This is a genomic window from Acidobacteriota bacterium, assembly GCA_012517875.1.
Taxonomy (GTDB): domain Bacteria; phylum Acidobacteriota; class JAAYUB01; order JAAYUB01; family JAAYUB01; genus JAAYUB01.
This window is the reverse complement of sequence record JAAYUB010000012.1, coordinates 43,969-61,360: the sequence shown is the minus strand read 5'-3', so window position 1 is coordinate 61,360 and position 17,392 is coordinate 43,969. Positions and strand designations below refer to the sequence as shown.

General features: G+C 66.2%; 11 protein-coding genes. 10 read left to right on the top strand and 1 reads right to left on the bottom strand.

All coding sequences use genetic code 11. The features are described 5' to 3' along the window. Window positions 1–13: 13 nt before the first annotated feature. The 6 genes from GX414_01295 (at window position 14) to queF (ending at window position 8,181) form a co-directional block, all read left to right on the top strand. A complete protein-coding gene (locus tag GX414_01295; GenBank protein NLI45720.1) occupies window positions 14–151 on the top strand; it encodes a hypothetical protein in 138 nt (45 codons plus the stop codon). A 3-nt stretch (window positions 152–154) separates the two neighbouring features. Then, window positions 155–3,346 (top strand): efflux RND transporter permease subunit, encoded by a 3,192-nt coding sequence (locus tag GX414_01290; protein ID NLI45719.1) that lies wholly within the window; start codon window positions 155–157, stop codon window positions 3,344–3,346. Next, a complete protein-coding gene (locus tag GX414_01285; protein NLI45718.1) occupies window positions 3,343–6,471 on the top strand; it encodes an efflux RND transporter permease subunit in 3,129 nt (1,042 codons plus the stop codon). Before GX414_01290 ends, GX414_01285 begins: the two co-directional genes overlap by 4 nt. A gap of 106 nt (window positions 6,472–6,577) precedes the next feature. Further along, on the top strand, window positions 6,578–7,087 hold the full coding sequence (locus tag GX414_01280) for a lipocalin family protein (GenBank protein ID NLI45717.1): 510 nt from the start codon (window positions 6,578–6,580) through the stop codon (window positions 7,085–7,087). Window positions 7,088–7,196: 109 nt separating this feature from the next. Next, complete coding sequence (locus tag GX414_01275) at window positions 7,197–7,661, top strand: hypothetical protein (protein ID NLI45716.1); 465 nt, start codon at window positions 7,197–7,199, stop codon at window positions 7,659–7,661. A 112-nt stretch (window positions 7,662–7,773) separates the two neighbouring features. Further along, window positions 7,774–8,181 carry an NADPH-dependent 7-cyano-7-deazaguanine reductase QueF gene (gene queF, locus GX414_01270; protein ID NLI45715.1) on the top strand — a complete coding sequence of 136 codons (408 nt, stop codon included), beginning with the start codon at window positions 7,774–7,776 and terminating at the stop codon, window positions 8,179–8,181. Between the two features lie 340 nt (window positions 8,182–8,521). Here queF and GX414_01265 read toward each other — a convergent pair whose 3' ends face one another. Next, the gene (locus tag GX414_01265) at window positions 8,522–9,832 is read right to left on the bottom strand and encodes a hypothetical protein (GenBank protein NLI45714.1); all 1,311 of its coding nucleotides are present in this window, start codon (window positions 9,830–9,832) and stop codon (window positions 8,522–8,524) included. A 364-nt stretch (window positions 9,833–10,196) separates the two neighbouring features. Between GX414_01265 and GX414_01260 the strand changes: the two genes are divergently transcribed. From GX414_01260 to GX414_01245, 4 genes are all read left to right on the top strand, one after another. Further along, window positions 10,197–11,231 carry a radical SAM protein gene (locus GX414_01260; GenBank protein ID NLI45713.1) on the top strand — a complete coding sequence of 345 codons (1,035 nt, stop codon included), beginning with the start codon at window positions 10,197–10,199 and terminating at the stop codon, window positions 11,229–11,231. A gap of 401 nt (window positions 11,232–11,632) precedes the next feature. Continuing rightward, a complete protein-coding gene (locus GX414_01255) occupies window positions 11,633–16,027 on the top strand; it encodes a DEAD/DEAH box helicase (protein ID NLI45712.1) in 4,395 nt (1,464 codons plus the stop codon). Between the two features lie 144 nt (window positions 16,028–16,171). Continuing rightward, the gene (gene yedF, locus GX414_01250) at window positions 16,172–16,504 is read left to right on the top strand and encodes a sulfurtransferase-like selenium metabolism protein YedF (GenBank protein NLI45711.1); all 333 of its coding nucleotides are present in this window, start codon (window positions 16,172–16,174) and stop codon (window positions 16,502–16,504) included. 397 nt (window positions 16,505–16,901) lie between these two features. Then, a complete protein-coding gene (locus GX414_01245) occupies window positions 16,902–17,384 on the top strand; it encodes a hypothetical protein (protein ID NLI45710.1) in 483 nt (160 codons plus the stop codon). Window positions 17,385–17,392: the final 8 nt, after the last annotated feature.

The following is a 17,392-nucleotide window of genomic DNA, read 5'->3' as shown; positions in this document are numbered from 1 at the left end:
GATGCGCGGCCCCATGGCGGAGATCATGCAGAATCCTGACGCCCGCGCCGAGGTCGAGGCCAAGCGCAAGAGCGACCCCGATCTCTTCCGCGACCCCGAGAAGCGCCGGGCGTTCTTCCAGCAACTGATGGAAAAATACGGGAAGAAGTAACTCATGCGACTGGTCGAATTCTCCATCCGCCGGTCGGTCACCACCAGCATGCTCATCCTGGCGTTGGTGATCTTCGGCGTTGTCTCCTACAGCCGCCTGGCGGTGAATCTGCTGCCTGACATCACCTACCCGTCACTCACGGTCAAGACGATCTACGAGGGCGCCGCACCGGCTGAGGTCGAGGATGTCATCACCAAGCCAATCGAAGAAGCGGTGGGCGTGGTGAACAACATCGTCCGCGTCTCCTCGGTGAGCCGCGCCGGCGAGTCGTACGTCATTCTGGAGTTCGACTGGAAGACCAACATGGACTTTGCCGGCCTGAACGTCCGGGAGAAGCTGGACCTCGTTCAGCTTCCCGACGACGCCGAGAAGCCCGTCCTGCTCAAGTACGATCCGTCCTCCGACCCGATTCTGCGCATCGGCGTCACCGGCAACCAGAACCTGGCCCAGATCCGTTTGCTGTCCGAGGAGAAGGTTAAGCCCTATCTCGAGAACATCCAGGGCGTGGCTGCAGTCAAGGTCAACGGCGGTCTCGAGGAGGAGATCTACGTCGAGCTGGATCACGGCAAGCTCAACACCCTCAACCTGCCCATCACCCAGATCACCTCGCGACTGGCCCAGGAGAACATCAACCTGAGCGGCGGCATTCTCGACGAGGGGCGGCGCCGTTTCCTGGTGCGGACACTGAGCCAGTTCCAGCAAGTGGACGAGATCGGCGAGGTGATCGTCGCCCGTCGCGGGTCGGCCAACATTCTGCTCAAGGACATCGGCCGCGTCTACTCCGGGTACAAGGACCGGACCGTCATCACAAAGCTCGACGGCCGCGAGGTCATCGAGTTGGCCGTTTACAAGGCCGCCGACGCCAACACCATCCTCGTGGCTGACGCCGTCAAGCAGCGCGCCCAGGACCTTCTCCCCGACATCAACGTCGGGGGCGTGCGCCTGGCGCTGACGCCGGTGTTCGACCAGTCCATCTTCATCCGCCAGGCTGTGGACGAGGTGCTGGACACCGGCCTCCTGGGCGGCATCCTGGCCGTGGGCGTCCTGTTCCTGTTCCTGCACGACTTCAAGAGCACGTCCATCATTTCGCTCTCCATCCCGCTGTCGGTGATCATCACCTTCTTCTTCATGTACCTGTTCGATCTGTCGCTGAACATCATGAGCCTGGGCGGCCTGGCCCTGGGCATCGGCATGTTGGTGGACAACTCCATCGTGGTGCTGGAATCCATCCAGCGGTTCCGCGAGGAGGGTCTTGGCGTTTTCGAGGCGGCCATGAAGGGCGCCTCGGATGTGGGCATGGCGGTCATCGCCTCCACTCTCACCACGATCTGCGTCTTTTTACCCATCGTCTTCGTCGAGGGCGTGGCCCGGCAGCTCTTCGCCGACCAGGCGCTGACGGTAACGTTTTCGCTCAGCGCCAGTTTGCTCGTGTCGCTCACGCTGATTCCCATGCTGGCCTCCAAGGGAATGAAACCCGAGCCGGACGCCAACGGTGTAACGCACGTCCCGGACCGTGCGCCTTCCGGCGGCGTGCGACGGGTCCTCCGTTTTGTCGCCATCGAGCTACCTGGAATGCTGTTGGGACTCCTGTCCCGTCTGATCCGGTTGGTTTGGAAAGGCATCCTGTTCCTGCTGACGCCGCTGACCTGGAGCTTCAACATCGCGTACGCCGGCCTGAGCCGAGCATATGAGCGGTTGCTGCTCTACGCGCTGGGCCATCGGACCGTGGTGCTGCTGGTCACGTTGATCATGACCGTGGCCTCCGTGGCCATTTACCCGTTGCTCGGCGGTGAACTGATCCCCGAAGTCCGGCAGGGGCAGCTTTCGGTGACCCTGAACCGGGCCGAAGGGACCCCCATCGACAACACCCAGCAGACCGTGGACCTGCTGATGAAAGAGATTCGCGGGATCGATGGCATCGCCGGCGTCTATGCCGTCACCGGCTTGTCCACCCAGTCCGGCATGAGCATCGAGGAGAACAAGGAGAACGCCGCCTGGCTGTACATCCAGATGGACGACACGGTGACCCCGGCGGCCGAAGACCACATCCTGGAGCAGATCCGCACCCGGGTGGCGCCGCTGCCGGGGCTGGACTACAAGTTCTCGCGGCCCACCTTCTTCAGCTTCAAGTCGCCGGTGGAGGTGTTCATCCAGGGCTACAACCAACAGGTGCTGGGGCGCATGGCTGCGCGGCTGACCGGCGAGTTGTGTCGCCTGCGGGGCCTCACCGATCTGAAGGCGAGCACCGAGGCCGGCAATCCCGAGGTGCAGATCGTCTTCAACCGGCAGCGCCTGTCCGCCTACGGGCTCACCATCCAAGGGGTGGCCACCGCCATTCGGAACCAGATCCTGGGCGACGTGGCCACCGAGTTTGTCCGGCCTGACCGGAAGGTGGACATCCGGGTCCGCCTCCCCGAGGCGCAGCGTCAGACGCTGACCCAGATCCGCGAGCTGAAGATCCACGACTCCGCCGGCAACACCATCCCGCTCACCACCGTGGCCAGCCTGGAGGTGGCCGAAGGGCCAGCGGAAATCCGTCGACTCAACCAGCAACGCGTCGCCCTCATCAGCGGCAACGTCGAGGGGCGCGACCTGGCGTCGGTCATCACCGAAATCCGCGGGGTGATCGCCGGCAACCCCATGCCGATTGGGTTCACCGCCTTCCTGGGCGGCCAGAGCGAGGAGCAGGCAGTCGCCTTTCAGAGCATGGCGTTCGCTGTGCTGCTGGCGATCTTTCTCATTTACCTTGTCATGGCATCCCAGTTTGAGTCGATGATCCAGCCGCTCATCATCATGTTCAGCATCCCGTTTTCCGTGGTGGGCGTGTTGCTGACCCTCTGGCTCACCCGGCAGAGCATCAGCGTGGTGGTGTTCATCGGCGTCATCATCCTGGCCGGCGTGGTGGTGAACAACGCCATCGTGCTCCTGGACTGCGTCAACCACCTCCGCGCCGGGGGCCTGACCATCCGGGACGCCGTGATCAAGGCGTGCCACCTGCGCCTCCGGCCCATCCTGATGACCACGTCCACAACGGTGCTGGGGCTCCTGCCCATGGCCGTGGGCATGGCGCGCGGCGCGGAGCTCCGCAGGCCGCTGGCACTCACACTGATCGGCGGCCTGACGTCGTCAACACTGCTGACCCTGGTGCTGATCCCGGTGCTCTATACTTGGATCATCCGCGAGAAGCAGTCATGAACCTCTCGGAACTGTCCATCCGCCGGCCGGTTACCGTGATCATGCTCACGCTGATGGCCATCGTCCTCGGGGTCATCAGCATCTTCAAGCTGCCGCTCCTCTTCATGCCGGAGATCAGCTTCCCGAGCCTCCGGGTGCAGGTGGATTACCCGTCGTCGTCACCCGAAGAGGTGGAGCAGGACATCACCCGTCCCATCGAGGACATCCTCGGCACCGTCACCGAACTCAAGAGCATGTCGTCGTCGTCCTCCGGCTCCGGCTCCAATGTCATGCTCGAATTCGATTACGACGCGGACATGGACCTGAAGAGCCTGGAGGTGCGCGACAAGATCGACCAGGTGCGGAACCTGCTTCCATCGGGCGTGCGCAATGTCTACATCCGGCGCTGGCAGACCACCCAGAGCCCCATCCTCCATCTGACCATGACCCTGAAGCAGTCGCGCGACGAACTCAACCCGTTGATGGACAACGTGATCCGCCCCCGGCTGGAGCGGATCGACGGCGTCGCCAACGTGGACGTCCGCGGCCTCGACCAGAAAGACGTGTACATCGACATCGATCCGGACCGGGTGCAGGCGTTCGGCCTCGATGTATACACCCTGGGCCAGTCTCTCCGGAACAACAACCTGGACCTGGGATCCGGGTACCTGTACGAACAGGGCAAGAAGTACTTCCTGCGGGCGGTGGGCCGATTCCAGAACCTGCAGGAGATCCGGGACCTGCCCATCCGCGGAACCACGGTGCGCATCCGCGACGTAGCCGACGTGCGCTATGCCTATCCCGAACGGACCAGCGTCTATCACTTCAACGGCCAGGATGCCGTGACTGTGCGGATTTTCAAGGCCTCCACCGCCAATGTTGTGGAGGTGTGCCAGTCGGTGACGGCCGAGCTGGAGCAGCTGCACAAGCTGCCCGAGCTCAGAGGGCTCGAGTACCGCGTGTTCCGCGACTCGTCGGAGGAGATCCTGGGCACCATCTCCGACCTGAGCGAGGGCGGCATGTACGGCGGCCTGTTGGCGCTGGCGATCATGTTTCTGTTCCTCTGGAAGGTCCGCAGTACGCTCATTCTGTCCATCTCGATGCCTATCTGCGTGGTGTTCACATTCGCCGGCATGTACGCCCTCCGGTCTCTCGGCGTCGTGGACATCAGCATCAACATCATCTCGCTCATGGGCATGGTGTTCGCCGTCGGAATGATCGTGGACAGCTCCATCGTGGTGCTGGAGAACATCTTCCGCCACAGGCAGGAGGAAGGGCTCAACGCCATGGACGCCGCCCGGGTGGGGAGTCGCGAAGTGGGCATGGCCGTGACCGCCTCGACCCTGACCACCATCATTGTCTTCGTGCCGCTGCTCTTCGCCTCGCAGTCCATGTTCGGCAAGTTCATGAGCGACTTCGGCATCGCCGTGACCCTGGCGCTGGTTTCCTCGCTGGTCGTCTCGCTCACCCTCGTGCCCATGATCGCTTCGCGGATCTACACCGGCCAGGAAAAGCCCAAGCTGCGCCTCCTGCAGTGGATCACCCAACTCTACGGCCGGTTCATGGCCTGGACCCTGCGCGGACGCTATGTCGTGCTGCTGCTGTTGGTCCCGGTGCTTTGGTTCAGCTTCTGGCTTTTCTCCCAGATCGAGCAGGAGGACATGCCCCGGGTGGCGGCGCGCGAGTTGAACGTCAATGTGCTGATGCCGTCGAATTACAACATGGAGGAGATGGCGGCCCTGTTCGACCGGATCGAGGACACGGTGGCCAAGAACCGGCAGGCGCTGGAGGTCGAGACCTACACCACCTCCTACGGCAAGGAGCGGCGGAGCCTGGGCCGCTACAGCGGTGAGCTCAGCCTCTATTTCACCGAGGAGGGCGACCAGCTCACGTCTGTCGACATCCTGAAGGAGCGGATGCAGGCGCTGCTGCCGGCCGAGCCCGGTGTCGAATACCAGGTGGGCGCCATGCGGCACTTCGGCGGTTCCGAGGGCGGCTTCAACGTGGAGCTGCGCGGCGACAACCGCGAAATCCTCGCCCTCTACGCCGAACAGATCAAGACCCGGCTCATGAGCCTGCCCGAGGTCAAGGACGTCACCACCGACCTCGAGAGCGGCGATCAGGAGCTGCACTTCCGCGTCAATCGGGTCAAGGCCGAGTCGCTGGGCCTCAACCCGCGGCAGGTGGCCCAGACCATCAGCGGCGCGCTCAGCGAACGGGCAACCACCCGCTACAACACCGAGATGGGCGAGGTGGATGTGATCGTCCGTTTCCGCGAGGCGGACCGGAAGAGCATCGACCAGATCCTGAACCTGAAAGTGGCCGCCCCGTCGGGCGCGCTGGTCACCCTGTCCACCGTCGCCCAGCCCGAATTCCAGGCCGGGCCGCGAGTGATCCGCAAGGAAAACCGGAAGCAGATCGTCTCCATCTCGGCCAACACCGGCCGTTCCGGCATGATGTGGCTCCAGCAGAGCCTCCAGGACGCCCTGGGCGACCTCGAGTTGCCGCCCGGCTACTCGTGGGAGATGGGCCGCTCGTTCCGACGCTTCGCCGAGAGCCAGGAGATGCAGACCTTCGCCGTATGGCTGGCGTTGCTGTTCATCTTCATCATCATGGCGTCGCTGTTCGAGTCGCTGGCCCAGCCCATGATCATCATGATCACCGTGCCGTTCGCCATCACCGGTGTCAGCCTGACGTTCTGGCTCACCGGGACGCCGCTGTCTTCCACCGCCTACCTCGGCATCATGCTCATGTGCGGGGTGGTGGTGAACAACGCCATCATCCTTGTGGACCACGTCAACATCCTGCGCCGGGAAAAGGGGCTGCCGCGGCTCGAGGCGCTGGTCACCGGCGGCAAGGACCGGCTTCGCCCCATCCTGATGACGGCCATGACCACCATTTTCGGCCTGCTGCCCATGATCCTCCCGGTGATCGTGCCCCAGTGGTTCGGCGCCGTGAGCTTCCGGGCCCAGCAGTACGCACCGGTGGCCCTGGCCCTGTTCGGCGGACTGACCACCTCCACCTTCCTGACCCTGGTGGTGGTGCCCACTCTCTACCTTGTGGTGGAGGACCTGCGCGACTGGACCGTGCGCGTCGTGCGCCGGGCGGCGGGCCTAGCGGCTCCGGACGCACCGGAAAAGGCCTGACCTGCAATCCGCCGGCGGAATCCGGCGGCCGCTCCGCGCATCCCAGCACGGGTCGGATCGATTGCAATCACGGGGTGATTGCCAGTCACATTCGGAGGTGCGGCCCATGCGCTGGTTAACCATCGGTACCCTGCTTTGCCTCACCGCGGCGCATTCCCAAGCGGCACCGCCCCGCGTGGTGGACCGCGTCGACCTCACGCGCTACGCCGGCACATGGTACGAGATTGCCCGCTACCCCAATTTCTTCCAGAAGCAGTGTGCCGGCGGGACCACCGCCACCTACGAGCTGCGCCCTGACGGCAAAATCACCGTGATCAACCGCTGCCGAGAACAGGACGGCGACACGAGCGAGGCCCGCGGCAAGGCGTGGGTGGTTGACCGCGCCACGAACGCCAAGCTGAAGGTCCAGTTCTTCTGGCCGTTCAGCGGCGCCTACTGGGTCATCGAACTGGATCCCGATTACCGCTGGGCGGTGGTGGGCCACCCCGACCGCAAGTACCTCTGGATCCTGAGCCGCACCCCGGCGTTGGAACCGGCGGTGTATGACGACATCCTCCGGCGCATCGCCGTCCAGGGATATGACCTGAAGCCGATCATCACCACGCCCCAGCCCTGAACGCCCCCGGCGGCGCCGATTTCTGGCGTCCGTTGGAACTGTTCTTTGGCAGATCCGTTCCGGCGGTGTCTGCTAGCCCGCGCCGGATATCCCCATCCAGAGGTTTCGCATGCATCCACGTCTCCTGACCATCATCATCTGCCTGCTGGGCCTGCTGACGGCCGGGACCGCCGCCCAGGAACGGGCCCGCGTCGAGCTGAACCGCCAGATCATCCTGACCCAGCGGCAGACGATCATCCGCGACAACCTGACGCTCACTGAAGCGGAGGCGGCGGCGTTCTGGCCCCTGTACCGGGAATACCATGCGGCGATCGAGCCTCTGGGCGATCCCCTCGTGGACCGTCTCCTGAAATTCGCCCAATCGCCCGCCACTCTGAGCGAGCTGCAGGCCGGGCAACTGCTGGACGCATGGCTGGATTTCGAGGAGGCGCTGCTCGCCACACGCCGGCAGTGGGTGGCCAGGTTCCGCGCCGTCCTGCCCGCCTCGAAGGTGACCCGCTTCTACCAGCTCGAGAACAAGCTGGACGCCTTCCTGCGCCACGATATCGCCCAGAAGATTCCGCTGACGCCCTGATGGTGACGCCACGGGCTTTCGTCGCTTGATCCAACAGCCTGAAACGAAAAAGCCGTTGACGGTCCGGACCGGCGGGCGGTACAGTGACAGTGTCACCTCAGGAGGATGCGCCATGGCCACAAAGAAACAATCCAAGGCGAATGGTTTGACGATTCTCGGCCACCCGGCCAAGCCGAGCCGCAAGCTGGAGACGTTCCCCAACCGGCATCCAAAGCGGGACTACACGGTCACTCTCGAAACCGACGAGTTCACCTGCGTCTGCCCCGTCACCGGCCAGCCGGACTTCGCCAGCCTGACCATCGAGTACGTTCCCGACCGGAAGATCGTGGAGTCCAAGTCGCTCAAGCTCTACCTCGAGTCGTTCCGCAACGAGGGCGCCTTCCACGAACATGTGACCAACACGATCCTCGACGACCTGGTGCGGGCGCTGGCGCCCCGGTGGTGCGTGGTCCGCGGCGAGTTCGCCGCCCGCGGCGGCATCGCCATCACGGTGGAGGCGGAATACCGGAAGGGGGAGTGAACAACTTGAGACTTGTGGCTCGAGGCTGGGGGCTCGTACCCGCGCCCTGGTTTTATCTCGAACGGACCTGAGGGTTCACGGGTTCCAGGTTCACAAGTTCACAGGTTCCAGGTTCGCAAGTTCCGGGTTCGCAGGTTTCAGGTTCGAGATCAGTTGAGGGTTGAGGGTTCGTGCTCGGAATTCGTAATCATATTTTGAAATCGTGCTCGTGATCGTCATCGAGCCGTAGAAAGGGTTGCAGGTTTCAATGCGATTGATGGTTGATTCGCCTCTCGCTTCACCGATCCACCCCTTCACCGACTAACCGCCCGCCCGAACCAGACGGGTCGGGTATCGTCCCTTAAACCAATGTGAGGCGCCGGTGCGCCAGCGTCAGCAGGCCCTGGATGGCCACGCCATGGGGACAGCTCCGCTCGCAGTGACCCTCGCAGTCGGTGCAGACGTCCGCCTTGGCCGTGGTGAGGCGGGCGTACTGCTGCATGGCCAGCTTCTCCCGCCCGTGCGCGTCGTAGTAGTGGTGGTAGCGCATGATGGTATTGACGGGCACGCCCCGCGGGCAGCTCGCCTCGCAGGCGCCGCAGGCGTGGCGGCAGTAGTAGCGGCCGAACCCATCGGCGTACGCCTGGAGCTGGCGCGCCTCGCGGCGGGTCAGCTTGGTGCCCGACAGTTCCATGAAGGCGGACGCCTGGTCGAAATTCTGGGCGCTGCAGCAGACGGCGTGCACATGGGGATTGGCCAGCGCCCACCGGATGGCCGCAGCGCGGATCTCGGCCGGGTTGGTCAGGTTGTGCTCCTTGATGAACGATTGGGCGTTCTCCAGATCCTTTTGGAGGCGCTCCAGGTACTTCTTGTAGAACTCCGGCACCTCTTTCCCTTCGGCCACGAGTTTGTCCACGCGTTCCTTCAGGAGGTAGTACTTGCCGATGGGATCCGTCTTCATCAGGGTGGTGCCGATATTCTTCTCGGCGCAGAGTCGCAGAACCTTCTCGCCGGCCTCGCGCGCCAGGAAGTTGTACGCCAGCAGCATGACGTCGTAGCGGCCGTCCTCGGCCGCGGCGCCGAGCACCATCTCCATAGGGTTCTTCGGATCCTCCGCCCAGCTCACGCCGTGATGGGCGATGCCGACAAACCGGAGCTTGCCGTCCGCCTTCATCTTGGCCGTCATGGCGTGGAACGCCCCGTGCCGGACCAGTTCGAGCTCCTCCGGCATGTGGTTCATCATGCAGTCGATGTACTCGGTCTGCAGCTCCTCGAGGCACTTGCGGAACCGGTCGGTGAGCCCCTCGACGGTGTCCTCCTTCTTGAGCTCCAGCTTGGACGTTATGAAGACCGATTTCCGGTCCCGGTCCCGGATGGCTTTGCCGACAACCGTCTGGTTCTTGTAGCTTTCGGCGGTGTCGATGTAGTTCAGCCCCCCGGCGAGCATCATCTTGATCACCGCCTCAGCGTTGCAGTAGCCCAAGCTGATGTCCGACACCTTGAACCCCGTGCGGCCCAGCGTTCGGTACTCCCGGATCTTCGGATCGGCTGGCGCGGCAGGCGGTTCATCCGCCGCCAGCAAACCGCCGACCGGCAGGAGTCCGGCTCCCACCACTCCGGCCACACCGCCCCGGATGAACCGACGCCGATCCAGTCCTTCCTGCTTCCCCATGTTGTGCTCCAATGATTCAGAATAATGACGCTGGCGTGTACGAGTGGAGCGGGAAAAAGTTGCCGGAATTCCGGGTTCGTTCCCATTCATTGAGAGTGTGTGCTCGTAATCGTGATTGTAGTTCGTAATCGAGGCTCGCGGTTCGGGTTCGCGGCTCGGCATTCGGGATTCGAAGTTCGGGATATGCAATTGCGTATCATGACTCCAAATAGCCTATAAAAAATGAGCCATAATCAATAGCTAATACAATGACACATGAAAACTGACTAATGAAAGACGATCGCGGAATCATGCCCGCTCTCCCCGCCGCGGCCTTCTCCCCGACCGATGGTATAATCTCCCGGCGTCAAGGCGCCCACGAACCATGAACGACCAGCAACCCGACACCGCTCCGCTCTTCGGCTTCCAGTGGCACCTCACCGACCGGTGTAACCTGCGCTGCACCCACTGTTACCAGGACGCATTCGACGGAAGCCGCGAACTGGCGCCGGAGGCACTCCGCCGACTGGCCGACCGCGTGTTCGGCGCGCTGGCGCCGCGGCCGGTGTCGGTGAACCTCACCGGCGGCGAGCCGCTGCTCCTGCCCGGATTCTTTGACCTGGTGACGCATCTGCACGGCTTCGCCAACCTGGCCGAGGCGCACATCATCACCAACGGCACCGTGGCCGACGACGACACCCTGGCGCGCATCGCCGCCTTTCCCCGGATCGGCGCGCTGAAGATCTCGCTGGAGGCCGCCGACGCGGCGGCCAACGACGCCGTGCGCGGACGCGGCAATTTCGACCGCGTCTCCGCCAACCTGGAGCGCTTCCGGCACACCGGCAAGCCCCTGGTGGTCATGCTCACCCTGGCGCGATACAACGCCGGCCGCATCGCCGAGGCCGTGCGGTGGGCGCGCGGCGCGGACCTCCACGGCATCATCTTCGAACGCTTCGTGCCCCTGGGCCGCGGCCGCCGGCTCGCCGCCGAGGTGCTTACCGCCGCCGACTGGCGCGACGCCGTGGCGGCCATCGCCGCCGCGGCCGGGCTCGAGACCGAACCCGAGGCCCTGCTGCCGTACCGCGCCTTCTGGCTGGGGCTGCCGCCCGGAGAAGCGGATCCACTCCGCGGCGCGCTCTGCAATCTGGGGGACGAATCCATGGCGCTCATGCCGGACGGGGACGTCTATCCGTGCCGCCGGCTGCCCCTGCGGGTGGGCAACGCGCTGGCGGAACCGTTCGCCGATATCCTCCGCCGGCTGGCGCGCTTTTCCATGGACGCCTTGCGCCCGCAGCTCAGCGGCTTGCGGTGCGGCTTCTGCGGCGTGGCCGACTGCGCCGGGTGCTGGGCCTTGGCCCACGCGCTCACCGGCGACTACCTTGCCGACGATCCTCAGTGCCCGCTCGCGGAAGACGACTGAACATTCTTTTCGGCCGTTAATCACCACGAAGATGCACAGGACACAAAGGAAGATGTTGGACGTCGGACACCGGACTTCGGACCCGGGACCTCGATTCCGAGTTTTCGGTTCTGGGTCCTGGACCTCGGCCCCGAATCCCAGATCCCAGGCATCAGGTCCCAGCACCCTGGTCCCGGCACAATCCGACGCGGCTCCAAACAACCAAACAGATATCAGCAATCAACAATAACCAATAATCTTCTCCCATGCACCGATCTGAAATGAAAACTGACAAAATATAAAATGATCAATGGCAAATGGGATGCTCTCTTCGTGTCCTTCGTGCCTCCGTGGTGATTCTGCCTCACCGGCGCCGCGGGTGATATAATCTCCGGCAAAGACCGGGAGACCGCATCGTCGCCATGACCGAGTCGTCCCCACCGCCCGCCGCCGGGCCCGATCCACTGGCTGCGTTCCACCCGCTGGTGGCGGAGTGGTTCCGCGGCCGTCTCGGCGCGCCCACTGCCGCGCAGGCGCTCGCCTGGCCCGCCATCGCCGCCGGGCGGCACGTGCTCCTCACCGCACCCACCGGCAGCGGTAAGACGCTGGCGGCATTCCTGTGGGCGCTCAACCGCTTCGCCGCGGGCGACGTCCCCCCCGCCGAAGCTCGCGTGCTGTACGTGTCGCCCCTCAAGGCGCTGGGCAACGACATCCGGCAGAATTTGGAGCGGCCGCTGGCGGAGCTGCGGGAGCTGTTCGCCGCGCGGGACGCCCCGTTCCCCGAGATCCGCGTGGCGGTGCGCACCGGCGACACCGATCTCGGCGAGCGCCGCCGGATCATCCGCCGCCCACCCGAGATCCTCATCACCACGCCCGAGAGCCTGAACATCCTCCTGTTGTCGGCCTCGGGCAGGCGCGCCCTGCAGGGAACGGCCACCGTCATCCTCGACGAGATCCACGCCGTGGCCGGCGAGAAGCGTGGCCTGTTCCTGATGACCGCGGTGGAGCGGCTCGCGCGGCTCGGCGGCGAGTTCCAGCGGGTGGCCTTGTCGGCCACGGTGCGGCCGGCGGCGGCGGTGGCTGCGTTCGTGGGCGGATACCGCCTCGTGGTCGCTCCCCCCGAGTCCTTCTATGAGGCACGGGCGGTGGAGCACGTGGAGGCGCCCGGCGCCCGGCGCTACGATCTGCGGGTGGACGCTCCGCCCGCGCCGGCGCCGGGCGAGCCGCCGGCTCACTGGTGGCTGCAGGTGGCGGAGCGGTGCCGCGGTGAGATCGAGAGCCACCGCACCACCCTGTTCTTCGCCAACAGCCGCCGCCTGGTGGAGCGGCTCACCCGCTCCATCAACGAGTCGGCCGGCCGCGACTTGGCCTACTCCCACCACGGGGCGCTGGCCCGCGAGATCCGCGCCGCAGCGGAGGCCCGCTTCAAGCGGGGCGAGCTGGCCGCCATCGTGGCCACCTCCTCGCTGGAACTGGGCATCGACATCGGCAGCGTCGAGGCGGTGGTCCTGGTCCAGCCGCCCTACTCCGTGACTTCGGCGGTGCAGCGCATTGGCCGGGCCGGCCACGGCGTGGGCCGGACGTCGCGCGGCTGCTTCCTGCCGCTGCACCCGTCGGCGCTCGTCCACGCGGCGGCCACGGCCCGGGCGGTGGCCGAAGGCGCCATCGAGCCCGTCGTCCCCCGCCCCGGCGGGCTGGATGTGCTGGCCCAAGTGATTCTGGCCATGACCGTGGACGACGCCCGCTCGCTGGACGAGCTCTTTGCCGAGGTTCGGTGCTGCACCGCGTACCACGACCTGGAGCGGCGGGACTTCGACCGCGTCGTGGCCATGCTGGCCGGCCGGTGGGCCGGCACACGGCTCCGGGAGCTGCAGCCGCGGCTGGCGGTGGACGCCGCCGGGCGCGCCCGCGCCCGGCCCCACGTGCGCGGATTGCTGCTCCTGTCGGGCGGGGTGATCCCCGACCGCGGCTATTTCACCCTGCGCGCCGCCGACACGAAGGCGGCTGTGGGCCAGCTCGACGAGGAGTTCGTCTGGGAGCGGTCGCTCGGCGACGCTTTCCCCCTGGGTAACCAGATCTGGCGCATCACCCGCATCACCGCCAACGAGGTGGAGGCGGTCCCCGGCGGCCGCGGCCATTCCCTGGTCCCGTTCTGGCGGGCCGAGGAGCAGGGCCGCACCTGGTCGCTGGCGGAGCGGATCGGCTGCCTGCTGGAAATCGCCGACGGGCGGCTGGACGATCCGGACTACCCCGGCGAGCTGGCGTCCCGCTACCACCTGACGCCCGAGGCGGCCGGCGTGTTGGGCGATTACCTGCGCCGCCAGCGCGAGGCCGCCGGTGCGTCGCTGCCGCACCGGCACCACCTGCTCGCCGAAAGCTGTCCCGATCCGGTCCACCCCGAGCGGCGGCGCCAGCTCCTGCTCCATACCGGCTGGGGCGGCTGCGTCAACCGCCCCTTCGCCCTGGCCGCGGCCGCCGCCTGCGTGGCGCACCTCGGTCGCGCGGTCCCCTACTTCGTGAGCGACGACTGCGTGCTCCTGGAGGCGCCGCCGGAGGTGACCGTCGCCCGCCTGCTGGAGTGGGTGACGCCGGCCACCGTCCGCGACCTGGTCCGGGCGCGACTCGGCGCCACCGGTTATTTCGGCGCCCGCTTCCGCGAGTGCGCCGGCCGGGCGCTGCTGCTGCGGCGCGCGGGCTTCCGCCAGCGGACGCCGCTGTGGCTCCATCGGCTGCGGGCCAAGGAGCTGTTGGCGGCGGTGGGGGACGATCCCGAGTTCCCCATCCTGGCCGAGGCGTGGAGGGAATGTCTGACCGTCGACTTCGACTTGGACGCCCTGGAGCGGCTCCTGGCGGAGCTCGGCTCCGGCGCCATCCGCGTCACCGAGGTGACGACGCGCGCGCCGTCTCCGTTCGCCGCCGCAGTGCTGTGGCGCCGGACCGGGACCTACTTGTACGGCGACGACACGCCCGAGGCCCCGGGGGAACTGCCCACCGACGCCGACGTCCTCGATGCGTTGGCCAGAGAACCCGCCGCCCGCCCCCGGCTTCCCGCCGGCTTGTTGGACGCGTTTCAGGCCAAGCTCCACCGCCTGGCGCCGGGCTATGCCCCCGACACCCCCGATGAGCTGGCGTTCTGGGTGGGCGAGCGGCGGGCCATCCCCGAAGCCGAATGGGCGGCGCTGCTGGCGGCGGCCGCGCGGGACGCAGGCGCCGATCCAGCGGCCTGGGCGGACGAACTTGCCGGCCGGGTGGCGCGCCTCGCCGGACCCATCGGTGGCGTCGTGCGCGTCTCCGCCAGAGAAGCAGACCACGTGCTCCATGCCCTGGCCGGTGACGAGGCGGAACTCGCAGCCTTTCTGCAGGAATGGCTGGTGTTCTACGGCCCGGTGACCCCCGCCGAAATCGTCGCCGCCTTGGGTGTGCCCCCAGCCCGGCTGCGGAAGGCCCTGGCGCGGCTGCTGGCCGACGGCCACCTCGCCGCCGGCCCCTTCCGCGAGCCGCCGGCGGAGGATCCGGATGCCGTCTGCGACCGGCGCAACCTGGACGCGCTGCTCCGGCTCCGCCGCCGCGAGGCCCGGCCGGCGGCGCCGGTGCGGCCGCTGGCGGAGTTGCCACTCTTCCTGGCGGCACATCAGGGGCTACTTGCCGACGACGACGGACCCGACGCGCTGCGGGCGCGGCTCGACGCGCTCATGGGCTGGGGCGCGCGGGTGGAGCTCTGGGAAACAGAGATCCTCCCCGCCCGCCTCGCCGGCTACCGGCCTGACTGGCTCGACGCGCTCATGGCCGGCGAGGGGCTGGCCTGGTTCGGCGACGGCGCGGAGCGGCTGGCGTTTTCGTTCGAAAACCAGTTGGCGTTGTTCGCCCGGCCGGATGCGACCGGGCCGGCGGCGGATCCGGCGACTGCTCAATTGGCGGCGTTCTTCCGCGGCAATCGCGGCCGCTTCCGGCTTGACGACTTGATCGCGGAGATGGGTCTGTCCAGCGAGACCGCCACCCGCGGCCTCTGGCAGTTGGCCTGGGCGGGCGTTCTCACCACCGACGCGTTCGCCGCAGTCCGACGGGGGCTGGAGCACGGCTTCGAGGTCGAATCCGTCGCCGCTTTGGCCGGACACGGCCGCCGCACGGGGCTGGCCCGCTGGCGGGCCAGCCGCCCCTGGGCCGGCCTCTGGCGGGCCCTGCCGGCGGACCCGGAACCGGCCGACGCCCTGGAGCGGCTGGAGTTCGCCAAGGAACGGGTCCGCCTGCTCCTGCGGCGCTACGGCGTGGTGTTCCGGGAGCTGCTGGCCGGCGAACGGCCGGAGCTGCGCTGGGGCGCGGTGTTCCCGGCGCTCCGACTCATGGAGCTGTCGGGCGAGGTGGTGGCCGGGCGCTTCTTTGACGGGGTGCCCGGGATCCAGTTCGCCTCGCCGGCGGCGGCGCGGGCGTTAGCCGAACCGCTCCCGGCCGACGTCGTGTACCGGCTCTGCGCCGCCGACCCGGCCTCCCCCTGCGGGCTGGGCCTGCCGGGGCTGCCGGCGGCGCTGCCGGCGCGCCTGCCGTCGAACCACGTGGTCTTCCGCGGGACGGACATCATGCTGGTCTCCCGGCGGATGGGCGAAGCGCTGGCGATCGCGGTGCCGCCGGACGACCCGTCGCTGCCGCGCGGTCTGGCCATGTTCGCCGCCTGGACGCAACGGGCGGTGCGGCCGCTGCCCCGCGTCCGTGTGGCGGAGATCAACGGCGAGCCTGCTGCCGCCAGCCCGTATGCCGAAGCGCTGCGCGCCGCCGGCTTCCGCCGCGACGGCCGGGAGCTCCTCCTGGAGCGGCAGGTCTGAAGGCACCCCCCTGCCGGTGTTGGACCTGATCTGTCATCGTTTTGCTCTGAATAAGCGGATCGAGGCCCGCTACCCAGAAAGTGCTTGGACCGGATTCGATCTTATGTTGAAATGGACCGTATCATTTTCGGGGAGGCGTGATCCATGCAGGTGTTGTACCTCAATTCCGACCAGATGGGCGCCGGCGACCCGGAGCTGGGCCGGAAACTGCTGCAGGGATTCCTAAGGAAAATCGTGGACTCCGAAATCACCCTCGACTTCGTGGTGTGCGTGAACTCCGGCGTCTTTCTCACCACCACCGACGGCGAGGCGCTGGAGAGCATCCGCGCCCTCGCATCGCGCGGGGCGAAGGTCGCTTCCTGCGGCACCTGCCTGGACCACTACGGCCGCCGCGCCGCGCTGCGCGTCGGCATCGTCGGCGCCATGACGGAAACGGTGGAATTGCTGGCCTCCGCCGATCGGGTCATCCGCCCCTAGCGTATTCTCGGAATCGTCATCGTAATTTGTAACCGTGCGCGCACCTGCGATCTACCGTTCGCAGGTTTACAGGTTCACAAGTTCAACTCCCCGCCGCCAGCGCTGACACACGACGCCACCGGTGTCCGATTTCCGAAGTCCGATGACTGATGATCGGTAACGAGCCTCGAGTCTCGAGTCTCGAGTCTCGATTACGATGACTATTACGAGCACGATTACGGATTACGATTACGAACACGAGTTGGAGCACGAACAGGTGCGGTGCAGAATGGGCAGCTATCCGAAGAAATCTGCTGCCATTCTGTGACCGCTCAACAATCATGTCCCCATTGCCGATGCCGGATTCCCGGCCACGATCGAGAGACATGCTGTTTGATCCAATATCAAAGAAGCTCCCATGATTTCAACTGTCACCGTGTGCCTCGAATTGATACTGCCGGCCGTGTCGTTCCTGGCGGCCGACTCCGCCCGGTCCGAACCGGCGGACGACTGGCAGATCTTGCGCAACAAGCTGAAGGCGGACAAGAAGCTACTGGTGGCCGAGAACCTGACGATGACCACCGTGCAGGCCCGGGCGTTTTGGCCCGTCTACGACGCCCGCCAGGCGGACCTGACCAAGATCAACGAGTGGATCCAAAAGCTGGTGTTCGCCTACACCGATGTCTGGAACAAGGGCGCCGTGCAGGACGAGGACGCCCAGAAGCTGATCGCCGAAGCCCAGGCCATCGAGGAGGCGGAGGTCCATCTGAAGAAGCAATCCCAGCACAAGTTCGAAGCCGTGCTCCCCGCCACACAGGTGCTGCGGTTACTGCAGATGGAGAACAAGATCCGGACGCTGGTCCTGCTGAACCTGGCCGCCTACATACCCCTGGCCGATTGAACCGTTCC

What these genes read in the sequence shown, in the direction of transcription:
- GX414_01295 (NLI45720.1), top strand. Translation starts at nt 14, where the DNA reads ATGGCGGAGATCATGCAGAATCCTGACGCCCGCGCCGAGGTCGAGGCC.
- GX414_01290 (NLI45719.1), top strand. Translation starts at nt 155, where the DNA reads ATGCGACTGGTCGAATTCTCCATCCGCCGGTCGGTCACCACCAGCATG.
- GX414_01285 (NLI45718.1), top strand. Translation starts at nt 3,343, where the DNA reads ATGAACCTCTCGGAACTGTCCATCCGCCGGCCGGTTACCGTGATCATG.
- GX414_01280 (NLI45717.1), top strand. Translation starts at nt 6,578, where the DNA reads ATGCGCTGGTTAACCATCGGTACCCTGCTTTGCCTCACCGCGGCGCAT.
- GX414_01275 (NLI45716.1), top strand. Translation starts at nt 7,197, where the DNA reads ATGCATCCACGTCTCCTGACCATCATCATCTGCCTGCTGGGCCTGCTG.
- queF (NLI45715.1), top strand. Translation starts at nt 7,774, where the DNA reads ATGGCCACAAAGAAACAATCCAAGGCGAATGGTTTGACGATTCTCGGC.
- GX414_01265 (NLI45714.1), bottom strand. Translation starts at nt 9,832, where the DNA reads ATGGGGAAGCAGGAAGGACTGGATCGGCGTCGGTTCATCCGGGGCGGT.
- GX414_01260 (NLI45713.1), top strand. Translation starts at nt 10,197, where the DNA reads ATGAACGACCAGCAACCCGACACCGCTCCGCTCTTCGGCTTCCAGTGG.
- GX414_01255 (NLI45712.1), top strand. Translation starts at nt 11,633, where the DNA reads ATGACCGAGTCGTCCCCACCGCCCGCCGCCGGGCCCGATCCACTGGCT.
- yedF (NLI45711.1), top strand. Translation starts at nt 16,172, where the DNA reads ATGCAGGTGTTGTACCTCAATTCCGACCAGATGGGCGCCGGCGACCCG.
- GX414_01245 (NLI45710.1), top strand. Translation starts at nt 16,902, where the DNA reads ATGATTTCAACTGTCACCGTGTGCCTCGAATTGATACTGCCGGCCGTG.